Annotated in this window: 13 protein-coding genes and 2 pseudogenes; 7 read left to right on the top strand and 8 right to left on the bottom strand. The window is 64.2% G+C overall.

Annotation, left to right across the window (positions count from 1 at the left end; translation table 11 throughout):
- Positions 1 to 95 precede the first annotated feature (95 nt).
- The 5 genes from pbpC to AC0L18_RS18925 all read left to right on the top strand — a co-directional run bounded on the left by pbpC (position 96) and on the right by AC0L18_RS18925 (position 6319).
- Positions 96 to 2201, top strand: a complete 2106-nt coding sequence (gene pbpC / locus AC0L18_RS18905; RefSeq protein ID WP_473493708.1) for a penicillin-binding protein 1C — start codon at positions 96 to 98, stop codon at positions 2199 to 2201.
- Between the two features lie 272 nt (positions 2202 to 2473).
- Positions 2474 to 3502 (top strand): sulfate ABC transporter substrate-binding protein, encoded by a 1029-nt coding sequence (locus tag AC0L18_RS18910; protein WP_473493709.1) that lies wholly within the window; start codon positions 2474 to 2476, stop codon positions 3500 to 3502.
- A 32-nt stretch (positions 3503 to 3534) separates the two neighbouring features.
- Positions 3535 to 4386: a sulfate ABC transporter permease subunit CysT gene (gene cysT / locus AC0L18_RS18915; protein ID WP_287223545.1), complete on the top strand. Its 852-nt coding sequence runs from the start codon at positions 3535 to 3537 to the stop codon at positions 4384 to 4386.
- Positions 4379 to 5263: a sulfate ABC transporter permease subunit CysW gene (cysW, locus tag AC0L18_RS18920; protein WP_287223544.1), complete on the top strand. Its 885-nt coding sequence runs from the start codon at positions 4379 to 4381 to the stop codon at positions 5261 to 5263. The genes cysT and cysW overlap by 8 nt, the downstream gene beginning before the upstream one ends.
- A 15-nt stretch (positions 5264 to 5278) precedes the next feature.
- The gene (locus AC0L18_RS18925; protein ID WP_128175126.1) at positions 5279 to 6319 is read left to right on the top strand and encodes a sulfate/molybdate ABC transporter ATP-binding protein; all 1041 of its coding nucleotides are present in this window, start codon (positions 5279 to 5281) and stop codon (positions 6317 to 6319) included.
- Between the two features lie 17 nt (positions 6320 to 6336).
- Here AC0L18_RS18925 and AC0L18_RS18930 read toward each other — a convergent pair.
- Together AC0L18_RS18930 and AC0L18_RS18935 are read right to left on the bottom strand one after the other, a co-directional pair.
- A pseudogene (locus AC0L18_RS18930) lies at positions 6337 to 6456 on the bottom strand (type II toxin-antitoxin system VapC family toxin); the annotation flags it as partial.
- 61 nt (positions 6457 to 6517) lie between these two features.
- Positions 6518 to 6791, bottom strand: a pseudogene (locus tag AC0L18_RS18935) (antitoxin).
- 251 nt (positions 6792 to 7042) lie between these two features.
- Between AC0L18_RS18935 and AC0L18_RS18940 the strand changes: the two are divergent.
- Positions 7043 to 8029, top strand: a complete 987-nt coding sequence (locus tag AC0L18_RS18940) for a sulfate ABC transporter substrate-binding protein (RefSeq protein WP_473493710.1) — start codon at positions 7043 to 7045, stop codon at positions 8027 to 8029.
- A 252-nt stretch (positions 8030 to 8281) separates the two neighbouring features.
- Positions 8282 to 8731, top strand: coding sequence for an RrF2 family transcriptional regulator (locus tag AC0L18_RS18945; RefSeq protein ID WP_027154320.1), 450 nt, complete (start codon positions 8282 to 8284; stop codon positions 8729 to 8731).
- A gap of 37 nt (positions 8732 to 8768) precedes the next feature.
- Here the strand turns inward: AC0L18_RS18945 and AC0L18_RS18950 are convergent, their stop codons facing one another.
- From AC0L18_RS18950 to gntR, 6 genes are all read right to left on the bottom strand, one after another.
- The gene (locus AC0L18_RS18950; protein ID WP_473493711.1) at positions 8769 to 9296 is read right to left on the bottom strand and encodes a gluconokinase; all 528 of its coding nucleotides are present in this window, start codon (positions 9294 to 9296) and stop codon (positions 8769 to 8771) included.
- 29 nt (positions 9297 to 9325) lie between these two features.
- Entirely contained in the window at positions 9326 to 10312 is a 987-nt protein-coding gene (locus AC0L18_RS18955; RefSeq protein WP_023798663.1) for an ABC transporter permease, read from the bottom strand.
- Entirely contained in the window at positions 10309 to 11289 is a 981-nt protein-coding gene (locus AC0L18_RS18960; protein WP_023798662.1) for an ABC transporter permease, read from the bottom strand. The genes AC0L18_RS18955 and AC0L18_RS18960 overlap by 4 nt, the downstream gene beginning before the upstream one ends.
- Entirely contained in the window at positions 11286 to 12854 is a 1569-nt protein-coding gene (locus AC0L18_RS18965) for a sugar ABC transporter ATP-binding protein (protein WP_473493712.1), read from the bottom strand. The genes AC0L18_RS18960 and AC0L18_RS18965 overlap by 4 nt, the downstream gene beginning before the upstream one ends.
- A 69-nt stretch (positions 12855 to 12923) precedes the next feature.
- Positions 12924 to 14048 (bottom strand): sugar ABC transporter substrate-binding protein, encoded by a 1125-nt coding sequence (locus AC0L18_RS18970; protein WP_473493764.1) that lies wholly within the window; start codon positions 14046 to 14048, stop codon positions 12924 to 12926.
- A gap of 328 nt (positions 14049 to 14376) precedes the next feature.
- Entirely contained in the window at positions 14377 to 15405 is a 1029-nt protein-coding gene (gene gntR / locus AC0L18_RS18975) for an HTH-type transcriptional regulator GntR (protein ID WP_473493713.1), read from the bottom strand.
- Positions 15406 to 15597: the final 192 nt, after the last annotated feature.

The raw sequence follows: 15597 nt of genomic DNA on the forward strand, positions 1-15597 counted from the left end.
TTTTCGCCAAACTCGAACGCTGCAGAAAAGCCGCTGTGGGCCGTGACAGCCCCCTTCTCCCCGTCGCTAGACGGGGAGAAGGTGCCGGCAGGCGGATGAGGGGCAACGCCGTGCTCTCCAAGAAATTCCTGCGCGGTTCAGCCATCGCCGCCGCCTCCCTCTCCGGCTTCGCAGCAATCGCCGCCGCCACCCTTTGGCAGCTCGACCGCGCCTTTCCGCCGCCGCTGCCGGCGGCGCTGACTGTATCGACCGAAGTCCAGGACCGCGACGGCCAGCTGTTGCGGGCCTTCGCCACGGCGGACGGCTATTGGCGGCTCGCCACCCGCCTCGATCAGGTCGACAGACAGTTCGTCGACATGCTGGTGACTTACGAGGACAAGCGCTTCTGGGACCATCGAGGCGTCGACGTGCTGGCGCTGGCCCGCGCCGCCGGCCAGTTCGCGACCAATGGCCGTATCGTCTCCGGCGGCTCGACGCTGTCGATGCAACTCGCCCGGCTGACCGAACCGCGCGACAGCCGCAGCCTCGGCTCCAAGCTCAAGCAGCTGCTGCGCTCCCTGCAGATCGAGCGGCGGCTCAGCAAGCGCGAGATCCTCGAACGCTATCTGACGCTGGCGCCCTATGGCGGCAATCTCGAAGGCGTGCGCGCCGCCTCGCTGGCCTATTTCGGCAAGGAGCCGAAGCGGCTGGACGTCTCGGAGGCGGCGCTGCTCGTCGCGCTGCCGCAACTGCCGGAAAAGCGCCGGCCCGACCGCAACCTGGCAATCGCCCAAGCCGCCCGCGACCGGGTGCTGACGCGCATGGTCGCATCAGGCCTGCTCGGCGAGCGCGAGGCCGCACGTGCCGCGCTTGACGATGTTCCTGCCAGCCGCCGCCCGCTGCCGGCACTCGCCGCCCATGCCGCTTATGCAGTGCTGCCCCGGGCCGTCCCCGGCCAGAAGCTGCGGCTGACGATCCGCAAGAGTGTCCAGGAAGGGCTGGAACAGGTGGCCAGGGATGCCGCCGCCAGGCTCGGCCCTCGCCTGTCCGTGGCCATGGTGCTAGCCGACGCCCGCACCGGCGACATCCTCGGCGAAGTCGGCTCCGCAGACTATTTCGACGCCAGCCGCTCCGGCTGGATCGACATGACCAGGATCGTCCGCTCGCCCGGTTCGACGCTAAAGCCGTTCATCTACGGGCTCGCCTTCGAGCAGGGATTGGTGGCGCAGGAAACGCTGATCGACGACAGGCCGACGGATTTCTCCGGCTATCGGCCGAAGAATTTCGACATGGGCTATCAGGGCGACGTCAGCATCAGGCAGGCGCTGCAGCTGTCGCTCAACGTGCCGGCGATCAGCGTGCTCGACGCGGTCGGGCCGGCGCGGCTGCTCGCGCGCTTCCGGCAGGCCGGCGTCACGCCGACCCTGCCCGTCAACAAGGCGCCGGGTCTCGCCATCGGCCTTGGCGGCGTCGGCGTGACGCTGCGCGACCTCGTCCAGCTCTATGCCGGGCTCGCCAATGGCGGCAAGGCACACACGCTGCATGACGGCACCGAGCCGGCGAATGCCGAGCGCTCGACCGCTACCATCCTCGACGATCAGGCGAACTGGCAGATCACCGACATATTGTCGGGCGTCAATTCGCCCGAGGGCGCCGCCCGGCGCGGCATCGCCTACAAGACCGGCACCTCCTACGGCTACCGCGATGCCTGGTCGGTCGGCTTCGACGGGCGCTATGTGCTGGGCGTCTGGGTCGGCCGCCCCGACGCCGGCGCGGTGCCCGGCCTGTCCGGCTATGTCTCGGCCGCACCGATCCTGTTCGAGGGCTTTGTCCGCTCCGGCCTGGCTGCCATGCCGCTGCCAGGCCAGTTGGCCGGCGTCACCAGACCCAAGCGCGACGATCTGCCGGTGACATTGGCGCGCTTCGGCTCTGGGATCGACGGCCTGGTCCAGGCGACGCCGACCGAGCCCGCGCCGACGATCATCTTTCCGCCCGACGGCGCCCACGTCGATCTCGGCGCCACCGCCGCCGACGCCACGCCACTGGTGCTGAAGCTGCAAGGCGGCCGCGCCCCGTTCCGCTGGCTGGCCAACGGCAAGCCGCTGGTTGGCATCGACCGGCGGCGTACCGCGACCTGGCAGCCGGACGGCGCCGGCTATTCGACCCTGACCGTGATCGACGCGGCCGGGCGTGCGGCCAGCGTGAAAGTGTTCGTTGAATAGAATGCGCCAAGCGATTCAGGGGATTGGCTTTCCATTAGGTCGGCGAGTAAGCAGGACACGCTCGACTCCTCAGGCCATTGCCGAGGCGCGACCTGTCTCTAGATAGATTGCTTCATGTGCCCGGATTCGGCACTGCAGCGTTGCGTGGAAAGAATTTCTTCGTGATGCCGAAAGCCGGCGAAAAATTGCTTCATAAGGCCGAAAAAAGCAACATTGATTGCATCTAATTTCTACCAATCCAGTAGATTGAGGTGATCTCAACGGAGGCGGAAATGACCAATCCTCATTTCAGGAAACTGCTCGGCGCACTGGTCGCCACATCTGTCCAGTTCGGCACGCTCGGTTTCGCGTTTGCCGATACCACCATCCTCAACGTGTCGTATGACCCGACGCGTGAGCTTTACAAGCAATTCGACGAGGCCTTCGCCGCCCACTGGCAGGCCGAGACCGGCGAGACGGTAACCGTCCAGCAATCGCATGGCGGCTCGGGCGCACAGGCCCGCGCCGTGATCGACGGCCTCGACGCCGACGTGGTGACGCTGGCGCTCGAAGGCGACATCAACGCCATCGTCGAGAAATCGAAGAAGATCAATCCCGACTGGCGGACCAAATTCGAGAACAATTCGGCGCCCTACACCTCGACCATCATCTTCCTCGTCCGCAAGGGCAATCCGAAAGGCATCCAGGACTGGGGCGATCTGGTCAAGGGCGACGTCCAGGTGATCACGCCGAACCCCAAGACTTCGGGCGGCGCACGCTGGAACTATCTCGCCGCCTGGGCCTATGCCAACGCCAAGGATGGCGGCGACGAGGCCAAGACAAAGGAATTCGTCGGCAATCTCTACGCGCATGTTCCGGTGCTCGACACCGGCGCGCGCGGCGCAACTGTGACCTTCGCGCAAAAGGGGCTCGGCGACGTGCTGCTGGCCTGGGAAAACGAGGCCTATCTGGCGCTCGACGAATTCGGCGCCGACAATTTCGATATCGTCTACCCGCCGACCTCGATCCTGGCCGAGCCGCCGGTCGCCGTGGTCGACGCCAATGTCGATGCCAAGGGCACGCGAAAAGTCGCCGAAGCCTATCTGAGCTACCTCTACTCCAAGGAAGGCCAGACGCTGATCGCCAAGCACCACTATCGTCCGTCGAAACCAGAACTGGTGCCGGCCGAGGACCTCGCGAAACTGCCTGAGATCAAGCTGATCACTATCGACGATCCGCTTTTTGGCGGTTGGAAGAAAGCACAGCCTTACCATTTCGGCGACGGTGGTATATTCGACCAGATCTACAAGCCGGCCCAGTAGACCCGTTAAGCTAGATTCTAGATCAGGACGACATGACCACAGCACCCGCCAAGGCAGGGTGGCGGTTCAGACAGCCGAGCGTCATTCCGGGTTTCGGATTGACGCTCGGCTTCTCGCTTGCCTACCTCACGCTCATCATCCTCATTCCCCTGTCAGGGCTGATCTGGCGATCGGCCGCGCTTGGCTGGGCCGATTTCTGGGCGATCGCCACCGACCGCCGCACCATCAACGCGCTTGAAATCAGTTTTGGCACCGCCTTCATTGCCGCCATGGTCAATGTCGTCTTCGGCACGATCGTCGCCTGGGTGCTGGTGCGCTACAACTTTCCGGGCCGCCGCATCGTCGATGCCATGGTCGACCTGCCCTTCGCATTGCCGACGGCGGTCGCCGGCATCGCGCTGACCACGCTCTACGCGCCGAATGGCTGGCTCGGCAGCCTGCTGGCGCCGCTCGGCATCAAGGTCGCCTATACGCCGCTCGGCATCGTCATAGCGCTGATCTTCATCGGCCTGCCCTTTGTCGTGCGCACCGTCCAGCCGATCATGGAGGAGATCGACAAGGAGGTCGAGGAAGTGGCCGCCACGCTCGGCGCCAATCGCTTCCAGACCATCGCCCGGGTTCTGCTTCCGGGCCTGGCGCCGGCCATCGTCACCGGTTTTGCGCTGGCTTTCGCGCGCGGCGTCGGCGAGTACGGCTCCGTCATCTTCATCGCCGGCAACCTGCCCTACAAATCCGAGATCGCGCCGCTTCTGATCGTCATCCGGCTGGAGGAATACAATTATGCGGCGGCGACCGCGATCGCGGCGATCATGCTCGCTTTGTCGTTCGTGATGCTGCTGGTCATCAATCTGGTGCAGACGTGGAGCCGCAAGCGCTATGGCTGATCCGGAGATAAAATCCTACGCACCGCACCACGAAAGCCAATCGGCGGCAGTGACCGAAAGCCGCCCGGCGAAAGCCGTGCTGATGATCGTGACCTTTGCCTTCCTCGGCATTTTCCTGCTGTTGCCGCTGATCGTCGTCTTCAATGAAGCCTTCGCGAAGGGTCTCAGTGCCTATACCGAGGCGCTGACCAACCCCGACACGCGCTCGGCGATCCACCTGACGCTGCTGGTGGCGGCGATCTCGGTGCCGCTCAACATCGTCTTCGGCGTCTCCGCCGCCTGGGCGATCGCCAAGTTCGAGTTCAAGGGCAAGGCCTTCCTGACCACGCTCATCGACCTGCCGTTTTCGGTTTCGCCGGTCATTTCCGGCCTGGTCTATGTGCTGTTGTTCGGCGCGCAAGGCCTGTTCGGCGCCTGGCTGAAGGCGCATGGCATTGTCATCCTGTTTGCCGTGCCGGGCATCGTGCTGGCCACCATCTTCGTCACCTTCCCGTTCGTCGCCCGCGAACTGATCCCCTTGATGCAGGAGCAGGGCAATGGCGACGAGGAGGCGGCGCTGTCGCTCGGCGCCAACGGCTGGCAGGCGTTCTGGTACGTGACGCTGCCCAACGTCAAATGGGGGCTGCTCTACGGCGTCTTGTTGTGCAATGCGCGCGCCATGGGCGAGTTCGGCGCCGTCTCCGTCGTGTCGGGCCACATACGCGGACTGACCAACACCATGCCGCTGCATGTCGAAATCCTCTATAACGAATACAATGCCGCAGCCGCCTTCGCCGTCGCTTCACTGCTTGCGGGCCTGGCGCTGGTCACGCTGGTCTTGAAAACACTTCTCGAGATGCGCTACGGCGCCGAGCTCGCCGCGACGCGCGGACACTGAAAAAAGGGACGGTTGATGGAAGTTCGCGTTGCCAACGTGCGCAAGGAGTTTGAGCGGTTTCCGGCGCTCCACGACGTTTCGCTCGACATCAAGTCCGGCGAACTGATCGCGCTGCTCGGGCCATCCGGCTCCGGCAAGACGACGCTGCTCAGGCTGATCGCCGGGCTGGAGCGGCCGACGAAAGGCAAGATCTTCTTTGGCGAGGAGGATGCGTCGCAAAAGTCGATCCAGCAGCGCAATGTCGGCTTCGTTTTCCAGCATTATGCGCTGTTTCGCCATATGACGGTCGCCGACAATATCGGCTTCGGCCTAAAAGTTCGGCACGGGCCGTCACGGCCGTCGGCGCAGGAAATCCGCCGCCGTGCCTCAGAGCTTCTCGACCTCGTCCAGCTTTCCGGCCTGGAAAAGCGCTATCCGGCGCAGCTTTCGGGCGGCCAGCGCCAGCGCGTGGCGCTGGCCCGCGCGATGGCGATCGAACCGGCCGTGCTTTTGCTGGACGAGCCGTTCGGCGCGCTCGACGCCCAGGTCCGCCGCGAATTGCGCCGCTGGCTGCGCGACATCCACGACGCCACCGGCCACACCACGGTCTTTGTCACCCATGACCAGGAAGAAGCGCTCGAGCTTGCCGACCGCGTCGTGGTGATGAGCCAGGGCAGCATCGAGCAGGTCGGCACCGCCGACGAAATCTACGACACGCCGAATTCGCCCTTTGTCTACGGCTTCATCGGTGAATCGAGCGCGCTTCCGGTCAAGGTCGAGGACGGCCAGGTCTGGATCGCCGATCGCCCGATCGGGCTGTCGGCGCCGCAGGCGCCGCGGGGCGAAGCAACGCTGTTCTTCCGCCCGCACGATGTCGACCTGGTGGACGAATGCAATGGCTGCATCGCCGGCACGGTTGCCGCCAGCCGCCGCGTCGCCGGCACCAGACGGGTGGAGCTCGAAATCGGCGGCGAGCGCCAGCGGGTCGAGATCGAGCTGCCGGTCGACCATCCGGCGGCGCAGAAGAGCCGGGTAGCGTTCAGGCCGCGGCGCTGGAAGCTTTTTCCGGCTGCTTGATCCCTTCCGGCGCTACTCAGCCAGTTCTCGACCTTCAGGCCCTTGATCCGGTTGAACTCTCCCATGTTGGCGGTTACCAGGGTGGTGTCCAGCGCGTAGGCGTGGGCAGCAATAAAAAGGTCGTTTTGCCCAATAGTGGCTCTGCCCGCCGGGTTTCGGATCATGTCGCTGACAAGTTGGTGTCCAGCATGAGCCGCATTAAAAAATTCTTTCGGATTTGACAGGCATATCGTCGGTTCCGGGGAAGTCGTCCTCGGGACCGAGCGGTGGCTCTTGCGCCCATTGCGCGAGCCGCGCCGAGAGGCCAGGTTTGCGGACCGGCTCGATGACCAGGCGGTCGCCTTCACGGCTGATCAAGACCCTTTTCGCCGGGGAGCTCGAACTCGACAGGAATGCGCACCGCCTGGCTGCGATTGTTGCGAAACAGCTTCGCCTCTTTCGGCGGAGTCTTGGAATGGCGGCGCTGGGGCATAGCGATGGCTCCTTTGTTTATACCATTGTAAAATGCCAGACAGTGTCGCGATGCAATCGTCTTGCCAACGCATGGGGACCGCTGCCCAGGTGCTTCGCAAGACTCCGGGTGAAAGAAAATCCTCGCAACGGCCTGGAATGGGAACATTTTTCTCGCGATGGCGTGGTGAAGCCGCTCTGCGTGTCTCGTCGCCCACCATGCCTTGCCGCTATGGTTCGGCAATAAGCGCACTGCATCGGAGCCCTGTTTTCATGAAGCGATTTTTGCTTGGGGTCGCCACATTGGCCGGCCTGTTCCTCGCATCCTCCCAAGCCTGGTCGGCCGACAAATTGCTGAACGCGTCCTATGATGTCGGCCGCGAACTGTTTGCGCAGATCAACAAGGCCTTCGTCGCAGAGCACCCCGGCGTGACCGTCGACCAGTCGCACGCCGGGACGTCGGCGCAGGCGCGTGCCATCGCCGAAGGCCTCGGCGCCGATGTCGTCACCTTCAACCAGGTCCTCGACATCAACTTCCTGGTCTCGAAGGGGCTTATCTCCGCCGACTGGCAGAAGGACTTCCGCGACAACGCCTCGCCTTTCTATTCGCTGCCGTCCTTTTTGGTGCGCGCCGGCAACCCGAAGAACATCAAGGATTGGAACGATCTCGTGCGCGACGACGTCCAGGTGATCTTCCCCAACCCGAAAACGTCGGGCAATGCGCGCTACACCTATCTCGCGGCCACCGCCTACGCCAAGGAGGCCTTCAAGGGCGACGACGCCAAGGTCAAGAAATTCGTCACCAAGCTGTTCAACAACGTGCCGATCTTCGACTCTGGCGGGCGCGCCGCCACCACCACCTTCGTGCAGCGTGAGATCGGCGACGTGCTGATCACATTCGAGTCGGAAACGCGCGGCGTCCGCAGGGAGTATGGCGATGACAAGTTCGAGCAGGTGACGCCCTCGGTCAGCCTGCTGGCGGAGTTTCCGGTGGCGATCGTCGACACGGTCGCCGACGAGCATGGCACGCGTGACCTCGCCAAGACCTATCTCGACTTCCTCTACACGCCGCAGGGCCAGGACATCGCCGCCCGCAACGGCCTGCGGGCTCGCGACGCGGCGGTCGCCACCAAATACAAGGCCGAGTTTCCCGACGTCCGGCTGCTGACGGTCGAAGATGTCTTCGGCGGCTGGGCCAAGATCCAGGCCGAGCATTTCGCCGCCGGCGGACTGCTCGACCAGACCTATGGCAGCCGCTGAAGCAAGCGATCTTCGAAATCGATAGAAAACCGGCTTTTGCCGGCCTTGTTCGTTTTTCGCGCTCCGGACAGGTGATTTCCCTCACGTTCCTAGCCCGCCGTCCAAAACGTCACGAACAATCAACGTGTTTGTGCCTACTGTGCCCGCGGACGGCTTGTTTCGCGAAACTGCATCGCGTGACAAAACGTCATGATTTGCACACAAACAACCGCCAGATGCGGGCGGTTGGGGTTTTCATGAACTGAATCGGGCATGCTTACCAAAAAAGGCAAATACGGCCTCAAGGCCCTCGTGCACCTGTCAGGCTTGCCGGTCGGCCAGCTGGCGTTCGTCAACGACATCGCCGTCGCCAACAACATCCCGAAGAAATTCCTGGATGCCATTCTGGGCGAATTGCGCAATGCCGGCTTCGTCCAGAGCCGCAAGGGCAAGGAAGGCGGCTATCGCCTCGCCCGGCCGGCCTCCGAGATCAAGATCGGCCATGTCGTGCGCGTCCTCGACGGGCCGCTGGCGCCGATCCCTTGCGCCAGCCGCACCCAATATCAGCGCTGCGATGATTGCGACGAGGCGACGTGCCAGGTCCGGAACATGATGCTGGAGGTGCGCCATGCGATCGCCGAGGTGCTGGACAATCGCAGCCTCGCCGCCATGCGCGACGCCGACAATGACGATTTTCCAGTCGAACTGACGTCACAGATCTGATCTGGCGTCTTGAAGCGGAATCGGCGCCAGCGACCCCTCATGAATCCGACTCGAACAGGCTTGTGACGTCGGCGACGATATCGGCGATCGGACGCGTCGCATCGAGCGTCAATGCATTCTCGTCGGCTGCCGGCGGTTCGAGCGTGGCGAACTGGCTGTCGACCAGGCTTGCTGGCATGAAATGGCCCTGGCGGGAGCCGACACGCCGCTTTGCGGTCGCCGGATCGATTTCCAGGTAGAGGAACAAAATGTCCTGGCAAAAGCCGCGCAGACGCTCGCGGTAACTGCGCTTGAGCGCCGAGCAGGCGGCGACGACGCTCTGCCCATCGCCGACCGGTTCTGCAATGCGCCGGCCGATCGCGTCAAGCCAGCCTTCGCGCAATGCGTCGGTCAGCGGCTCGCCGCTTGCCATGCGCGCGACGTTTTCCGGTGGATGCAGCCTGTCGCCCTCGACGAAGACAGCGCCCAATGCCGCCGCCAGCGCTTCGCCGACCGCCGACTTGCCACAGCCGGCGACGCCCATCACCACGACGGCCGGTGCGGGCCGAATGCGTTTCCTCTGCATTTGTGCTGTCTTTTCGTCCACGATGCGGGTCAGCGGCTGGCCGGCGCGCGGCCGTAAAGCAGGAGCATGGCGACGATGACGACGCCATAGATGATCTGCCGCCCCGCCTCCGGCATCTGCATGACGGAAAGAATGGATTGCAAAAGCGTGATCAGGATGACGCCCGCGACCGTGCCGAGATAGGAGCCGCGGCCGCCGAGGATCGAGGTGCCGCCAAGCACCACCGCAGCGATCGACGGCAGCAGATAGGCGTCGCCCATCGACTGCGCCGCCTTGGAGGCATAGCCGGCCAGAAGCACGCCGCCGAAGGCGGAGAGCCCGCCGGATACGGCGAAGGCGATCAGCACCACGCGCCGCGTGTCGATGCCGGAGAGGTAGGCGGCGCGCTCGCGGTTGCCGATGCCGTAGACGGTGCGGCCGAAGCCGGTGCGGGTCAGCACGAAAACCATCGCAGCACCGATCAGCGCCCAGATGACGACGGCATTGGGCACGCCCGGAATGGCAAAGCCGGTCGCCAGATAGCGCATCGCCCGGGTCGCCGAATCCTGTGGCGAGAAGCCGCCGGTATAGACCACCATCAGCCCTTGCGCGACGGCATTGGTGGCGAGCGTGATGATCATCGAGGGAATGCGCAGATAAGCGACGCCGATGCCGTTGACGATGCCGATCGCGACGCCGCAGAAAATGCCGAACGGGATAGCCAGCGCCACGCCGAGCGGGCCGTAGGCGGCGGCCGCACAGGCCATCATCGCGCCCGTCGCCACCGACCACGGCACCGACAGGTCGATCTGGCCAAGCAGGATGACCAGCATCATGCCGGTGGCGATGACGCCGAGAAACGACGCCACCTTGAGCTGCTGCAGCAGATATTCCGGCGACAGGAAGCTGCGCGAATAAAGGCTGCCGACAAACAGCAGCAGCACGATGCAGGCAAACGCGGTCAGCACCGCAGGGTCGGCGCGGCGGATGAATTTCGGCATGCGGCCGGCGATGCCGGCGATGGTCGTTTCGCTCACAGGAACCACTCCAGCCGGTTGCGGACCCTGAACAGGGCGAAGGCGCCGAGGCTGACGGCGATCAGCAGGATGACGCCCTGGAACAGCGGCTGCCAGAGCGGATCGAAATCGAAGACGAAGAGCAGGTCGCCGATGGTGCGGAAGGCGAGCGCGCCGAAAATCGCGCCGATGGCGCTGCCCTTGCCGCCGAACAATGAGACGCCGCCGAGCACCACGGCGGCGATCGAGAACAGCGTATAGGCATTGCCGCTGGCATAGGCCGCCTCGCCCGTGTAGGTGAAGAAGGTCAGGAACAGCCCGCCGATCGCGGCCAGCAGGCCGGCCAGCGCGTAGGCGGCGAACTTGCCGCGGCGGATCGGCACGCCGGACATGTAGGCTGCCATCTCCGAAGATCCTGCGGCATAGGCCGCGCGCCCAAGCACGGAGCGGCTGAACGGCACCCAGACGACGAGCACGATGGCCAGCAGCGCCACCAGGCTCGCCGGCACCACGCCGAACAGCCGCCCGGTCAGCGCGTCGGCAAGATCCTCATTGACCGAACCGCCCGGGAACGGTCGCAGCAGCAGCGCGATGCCGAAATAGACCGCGCCGGTGGCGATGGTGGTGACGATCGGCTGCAGCCGTCCGTAGATGACGATGGCGCCGTTGATCGCCCCGCACAGCAGCCCAGTGCCGAGCACCGCGACGACACCGAACGCGGTCTCGATGCCGGTGCCGATGACCAGCCATGAGGCCAGGCAGTTGGTCAGCAGAAAGATCATGCCGACAGAAAGGTCGATGCCGGCGGTGATCACCACCAGCGTCTGCGCCATGGCGACGAAGGCAAGCAACACGCCCTTGTTTGAAGCCGTCTGCACGACATTGGCGGTAAAGCCGGCCGGATGGTTCGAGGTGTAGATCGTGAACATCACGATGAAGATTCCGAACGCCAGCAGCGTTCCGCGTTGTTCGGCAAGCCAGTAGCGCCAATCCTTCACGCGTCTGCTCCTCGGGCTGGCGTCTTCGCCATGCGTTTGCCTTTCATCTCTTCGCCATGGATGTTGAGCGCGCTGGCGATCAGCGCCCGCTCGGTGATCTCGGCGCCGACCAGCTCGCGCTTGACCGCCCCGTCATAGAGCACCAGCACCCGGTCGCAGCAGCCGATCAGCTCGTCATAGTCGGTCGAGTAAAACAGGATCGCCGCGCCCTGGTCGGCAAGCTTGCGCATCAGTTGATACAGTTCCTGCTTGGTGCCGACGTCGATGCCGCGCGTCGGGTCGTTGAGCAGGATGATGCGCGGCTGCCGCATCAGCCATTTGGCGATGACCACCTTCTGCTGGTTGCCGCCGGACAGCGCGCCAACCGGGATGTCGAGGCCGGCCGTCTTGATCGCCAGCAGGGCGACCATGTCGTCGATCAGCCGCTGTTCGGCGGCACGGTCGATGATGCCGGCCCTGGACAACCGGTCGAGTGCGGCGAAGGAGAGGTTTTCGCGCACCGTCATCGGCAGCATCAGGCCTTCGGTCTTGCGGTCCTCCGGGATCAGCGCCATGCCGATCCGGTCACCGCGGGCCTTGGCCGGGCTGGCGATCGCCACCGGCTTGCCGTCGATCAGTATCTGGCCGCTGAGGCCGCGCAGCACGCCGAAGAAGGCGAGCAGCAATTCGCGCTGGCCCTGGCCGTCGAGGCCGCCGAGGCCGACGACCTCGCCTGCCCCGACCGTCAGCGAGATATTGTCCAGCCGGTCGGTCCACGACAGTTTTCGCGCCTCAAGCACCGGAGCGGTTATAGCCGGGGCGCGCACCGGCTTCGGTGGAAAAATATGGCTGTATTCGCGGCCGATCATCAACTCGACGACTTCATTGTCGCTCTTCGAGCCCGCAGCATAGCTGGCGACGTTGCGGCCGTTGCGGTACACCGTGCACTGGTCGGCCAGTTCGGCGATCTCGTTCATCCGATGCGAGATGTAGAGCAGCGCCAACCCTTCCGAGCGCAGCCGTTTCAAGACGCCAAAAATCTTGGCGACGTCGGCCGCGGTCAGCGCCGAGGTCGCCTCGTCGAGGATCAGGATGCGCGGCTTCCTGGCAAGTGCTTTGGCGATCTCGACCATCTGCCGTCTTGAAAGCGGAAGATCCTTGACCAGCGCCAGTGGGTGGATGTCGGCGGCGCCTGCACGCGCCAGGGCTTCCTCCGCGATGCGCCGCTGCGCCTTGCGGTCGATCATGCCGAACCGTTTCGGCGGATCGGAAATGACGATGTTGTCGGCGACGCTGAGTTCGGGGACGAGCGACAATTCCTGGAAGATGCAGACGATGCCGGCCTGGTTGGCCGCGGCCGGCGACGCGAAGCTCACCTCGCTTCCGTCCAGCATCATGCGGCCTTCGTCAGGCGCGACGACGCCGGCCATGACTTTGATCAGCGTCGATTTGCCGGCGCCGTTTTCGCCGAGGATGGCGTGGATGCTGCCTGGCGTGACCGAAAGCTCGGCCTTTTCCAGCGCCCGCACACCGCCATAGCGCTTGGATATGCCCTCCATGCGGAAGAGCGGAACCGCACCGTCCATCGGCCCCTCCCAAGGCGCTTGTTCTTCGGGACCGGCGCCGCGTAATACCCGCGGCGCCGAGCGATCAGCCTACTGGTTCTCCTTGCTCTGGCCCATGATTTCCTGCGCGGTGAAATTGATGCCGCAGGTCGGGAAGGAATTGCCGACGAAGAAATTGTCGGACTGGTCGGGGAAATAGTCCTCGCCCTCCTTGAGGTTCGGATCCTCGACGATCGCCAGCGGCAGCTTCACCGCCTGCGGGACGACCTGGCCTTCGAGCGCGGCGATCGCCGTCTTGACGGCGACCGCCACCTGGGCGGGTCCGGTTCCGGCCGACGAGCATTTCAGCCCTTCTGAGGCAAACTTGGCGCAGAATTTGCGAAAGCCATTCTCCGTTTCGCCGCCGAACGGCACGAACGGATGCTTGGCGTCGATCATCGCCTGGACGATGCCGGTGTCGCCGCCCTGCCCGGTGACGCCGTCGAAGGGACCGTTGGTGGCGATCGCGTCGGCCGTAGCCTTTTGCGCGACGCCATCGTCCCATTTGCCGACGACTTCGGTGACCTCCCACTTCTTGCCCGAAGCGTCGAGGGCCTCATGGATGCCGTTGTGGCGGTCGGTGTCGACCGACGTGCCGGCAACGCCGCGCACCTCGAGGAGCTTGCCGCCATTGGGGATATGCTTGATCAGCCAGTTGGCCCACAACTCGCCAAGGCCTTTCTGGTCGACATTGACGTTGATGGCGTCCTTGGTGTCGAGGATGTTGTCGAAGGCGACCAGCACGACGCCGGCTTGCTTGGCGCGCTTGATGACCGGACCGAACGCCGTCGGATTCTGCGCGTTGACGACGACCGCGTCATAGCCGGAATCGATGAAATTGTTGATCGCCGATATCTGCGCCGGCACGTCTTCGCCGGTCGAGACGACCTTGAATTCCTTGAGCTTGGCCGCGACCTCCGGCTGCGCCGCATAGGCTTTTGCCGTCTGCACCATCTGGATGCGCCAGGTGTTGGCGATATAGCCATTGGCGAGCGCGACGCGGTACGGGCCTTCCTTCTTGGGAAACTTGAAGAACTGCGTGTCGGCGGCCCATGGCGCGAAGCATTCCGGCTCGGCGGATGGGCCTGCGACGATTTCGGGTTCGGCGAGCGCCGACGAACTCAGCATGACGAATGCAGTGGCGGCGACGACGCCACCTACGAGTGACTTGATCATCGATATTCCTCCCAGTTGCAGTTTCTGATTGTTCTTACGCGTCTCGCGTGCCTGGCTCGGCACCTCCTGCCTTGCCGTCGCGCTTTCAGGGTGGCCGAATGCCAACCCGATCTCCTCCCTCGTAGCTCAGTAAACCGGAATAAAAACTATCATATTATACATAATAAACAAGCATCAGCTGTCGCTTATATATAATAAACAGACTTTCGCTGTTTCGCGAGCTTTCGCCTGGATAAAACTGGTAGCGCTACCATGACGTAGAGTAAAGCGGCATTTCGCGATGCCTGCAAGTCCTTTCAGCGCCCAGTGCTTTCAGCGGGAAGTGCTTTCAGCGGGAAGTGCTCTCACGGCGCTTGAGTTCGAAGCCGAGATCGACGACCGGCTGTTGCGGCCGCTTGCCTGCAATCGCCGCGAGCGCCATGGCGACCGACAGCCGGCCGATCTCGTAGCGAGGCGTCCGGATGCTGGTGACCGAGGGGAAAGCCACTTCCATCATGTCGAGATCGTTGAAGCCTGTGATGCCGATCGTCTTCGGCACGGCGATCGAGGCGCGGTGGCACTCGAACAGCGCGCCGAGCGCGATGTCGTCATTGTTGCAGAAAACCCCGTCCAGCGACGGCATCTTGGCCAGCGCGTCGCGAAACAATTCGCGCCCGAGCGTCACGCTGGACGGCACCGGCGTGGTGGTGACAAGCCGCGCGTCGAACAGGCCGGCCGCCTCCATCGCCGCGCGATACCCGGCCAGACGCCGCTGCGAGCGCGGGTCCATGCGCGCGCCGATGAAGCCGATGCGGCGATAGCCCATTTCGATCATGTGCTCAGTCGCCGCCCTGCCGCCGTCGAAATGCGAGAAGCCGACCATCATGTCGACCGGATCGGGCCCGGTCTCCATGACCTGCACCACCGGGCAGCCGGCCGTCTCGAGCAGTCTTCGCGAAACTGGCGTCTGGTCGATGCCCGCCACGATCAGCGCCGCCGGGCGCTGCGGGCCGAACACCTGCAGCAGCCGTTCCTCCTCGAGGCCGGAATAATGGGTGTTGCCGAACTGGATGCGGCAGGAGCTGTCCGACAGGCTGTCATAGATGCCGCGCAGCACTTCGGCAAAGACGCTGTTGGTGAGCGACGGCACCAGCACGCCAAAGACCTCGGCGCGCGCCGAAGCCAATGCTCGCGCATTCGGATCGGGCAGATAGCCGAGCTCATCGACAGCAGCCTGGATCTGGCGGCGCAGATCCTCCGAAACGCGCTCCGGCTCGCGCAAGGCACGGGAGACGGTAATAGCGCCGACGCCGGCCTTGCGCGCGACATCGGCGATCGTCGGACGGCCGCCGCCACGGCGCGAGCGCGGTTTGGTCATAGCCTGGTCCCGAACGCGGCGCCCTCGCCGAAGCGCGGCCGCGAAATGCTGTTCAGCGTCTTTGCCACTGTCGCCATGCCAACCCGACTTGCCGCACCCGACTTGCCACACCCGACTTGCCACACCCGTCTGGCGTCGCGCAGCCTTACCCCATTGTCAAGCGAACCGGGCAAGACAGCTACCCGAACTCGG

This window comes from Mesorhizobium sp. WSM4819 (assembly GCF_055811215.1).

Excerpts from the sequence above, each read along its gene's own strand:
- AC0L18_RS18950 (WP_473493711.1), bottom strand. The coding sequence starts at position 9,296 with ATGCAGAGGAAACGCATTCGGCCCGCACCGGCCGTCGTGGTGATGGGC.
- AC0L18_RS18910 (WP_473493709.1), top strand. The coding sequence starts at position 2,474 with ATGACCAATCCTCATTTCAGGAAACTGCTCGGCGCACTGGTCGCCACA.
- cysT (WP_287223545.1), top strand. The coding sequence starts at position 3,535 with ATGACCACAGCACCCGCCAAGGCAGGGTGGCGGTTCAGACAGCCGAGC.
- AC0L18_RS18940 (WP_473493710.1), top strand. The coding sequence starts at position 7,043 with ATGAAGCGATTTTTGCTTGGGGTCGCCACATTGGCCGGCCTGTTCCTC.
- gntR (WP_473493713.1), bottom strand. The coding sequence starts at position 15,405 with ATGACCAAACCGCGCTCGCGCCGTGGCGGCGGCCGTCCGACGATCGCC.
- AC0L18_RS18925 (WP_128175126.1), top strand. The coding sequence starts at position 5,279 with ATGGAAGTTCGCGTTGCCAACGTGCGCAAGGAGTTTGAGCGGTTTCCG.
- AC0L18_RS18945 (WP_027154320.1), top strand. The coding sequence starts at position 8,282 with ATGCTTACCAAAAAAGGCAAATACGGCCTCAAGGCCCTCGTGCACCTG.
- cysW (WP_287223544.1), top strand. The coding sequence starts at position 4,379 with ATGGCTGATCCGGAGATAAAATCCTACGCACCGCACCACGAAAGCCAA.
- AC0L18_RS18970 (WP_473493764.1), bottom strand. The coding sequence starts at position 14,048 with ATGATCAAGTCACTCGTAGGTGGCGTCGTCGCCGCCACTGCATTCGTC.
- pbpC (WP_473493708.1), top strand. The coding sequence starts at position 96 with ATGAGGGGCAACGCCGTGCTCTCCAAGAAATTCCTGCGCGGTTCAGCC.
- AC0L18_RS18965 (WP_473493712.1), bottom strand. The coding sequence starts at position 12,854 with ATGGACGGTGCGGTTCCGCTCTTCCGCATGGAGGGCATATCCAAGCGC.